Raw genomic sequence first — 1352 nt, forward strand, 5'->3', positions numbered from 1 at the left:
CAACTGCAAAGACGTGCTCAGCCGCGAATGCAGCGCACAGGAAAAAGCCGATGTGCTGGCTTACCTGATCAAGCTCAAACCTTGAAACCCCCATCACGCGCACGATGAAAGAATGACCATGAACACACACCTCCGCCCCCACCTCGCATGGGCCAGCTTGCTGGCCTGGTTTTGCCTGAGCCTGCCCAGCGCGCATGCCGACGGCTCGCGCATGCCCGCCAGAATTTTGCCGGCCTACACCGCCGAATGCGCGGCCTGCCATACCGCTTACCCGCCCGGCATGCTGCCGGCCAAATCGTGGCAACGCATCATGAGCGGGCTGGACCAGCACTACGGCAGCGATGCCTCGCTCGATGCAAAAACCGTGGCCGAAATCGGCCAGTGGCTGCAAACCCATGCGGGCACTTACAAACGCGTGGCCGAAGCGCCGCCGCAAGACCGCTTGACGAAGTCGGCTTGGTTCGAGCGCAAGCACCGCAAGATTGAACCCGCCGTCTGGCAACTGCCCAGCGTCAAGTCGGCCGCCAACTGCGCCGCTTGCCACACCGGCACCGAGCAAGGGGTGTTTGACGACGACCACCTGAAACGTCCCGTAGGCCTGAGCGCCCGCCAAAGCCGGTCGTGGAACGACTGAAACGCGACACCAAAACACCAACATGTTGAGCACACCATGACCACTTTGACTTCTTCCCAAGCGGGTCCCGCCGCGCCCGCTGGCCCAGCCGCCACCCCATTCGCTGCACCCGCTTTGCCATTGACCCGGCGGCCCGGACGCTTGGTCACCGATGCGCCCATGCGCATGTTCCATTGGCTGTTTGCCCTGAGCTTTGTGGGGGCCTACATCAGCGCCGACAGTGAGCACTGGCGCTTGGTGCATGTGGTGCTGGGTTACACCTTTGCGGGCTTGCTGGTCTGGCGGCTGGTGTATGGCTTGGTGGGGCCTCGGCCCGCCCGTTTGTCGGTGTTGTGGCGCAAAGTCAGCGGCACCCGCGCTTGGCTCAAAGCCATGGCCGATGCCTTCAAGTCGGGCGGTTCTGTCATGTCAGCGCCTTGGCGACAAGGCGAAAATTTGCTCATGGCGCTGGCCTTGGTCGCCTTGCTGGCCATGGTGATCCCTTTGACGCTGACGGGTTACGCGAGCTTCCATGACTGGGGCGATGTGCTGGGCGGCGAGGCCTTTGAAGCACTGCACGAGTTTTTCGGTGACGCCTATTTGGTCGGTGTGTTGGCCCACTTGGCCTTGTTGGCTTGGTTAAGCTTCACGCGCCGCAAGAACCAGGCCCTGCCCATGCTGACCAGCCGCATTCCTGGCCCCGGCCCCGATTTGGTGAAAAGCGAGCGCCGCTGGTTGG

General features: G+C 62.8%; 3 protein-coding genes. All 3 read left to right on the plus strand.

Going from position 1 to position 1352, the window contains the following annotated elements:
• A partial coding sequence (locus Q0341_RS01180) for a DUF1924 domain-containing protein (protein WP_299509996.1) occupies window positions 1-85 on the plus strand: 85 nt, incomplete at its 5' end.
• Between the two features lie 33 nt (window positions 86-118).
• The gene (locus Q0341_RS01185; RefSeq protein WP_299509994.1) at window positions 119-634 is read left to right on the plus strand and encodes a diheme cytochrome c; all 516 of its coding nucleotides are present in this window, start codon (window positions 119-121) and stop codon (window positions 632-634) included.
• A gap of 36 nt (window positions 635-670) precedes the next feature.
• The coding region (locus Q0341_RS01190; RefSeq protein ID WP_299509995.1) for a cytochrome b/b6 domain-containing protein at window positions 671-1352 on the plus strand (682 nt) is incomplete at its 3' end.

This window comes from uncultured Limnohabitans sp. (assembly GCF_937889215.1).
GTDB lineage: Bacteria > Pseudomonadota > Gammaproteobacteria > Burkholderiales > Burkholderiaceae_C > Limnohabitans_A.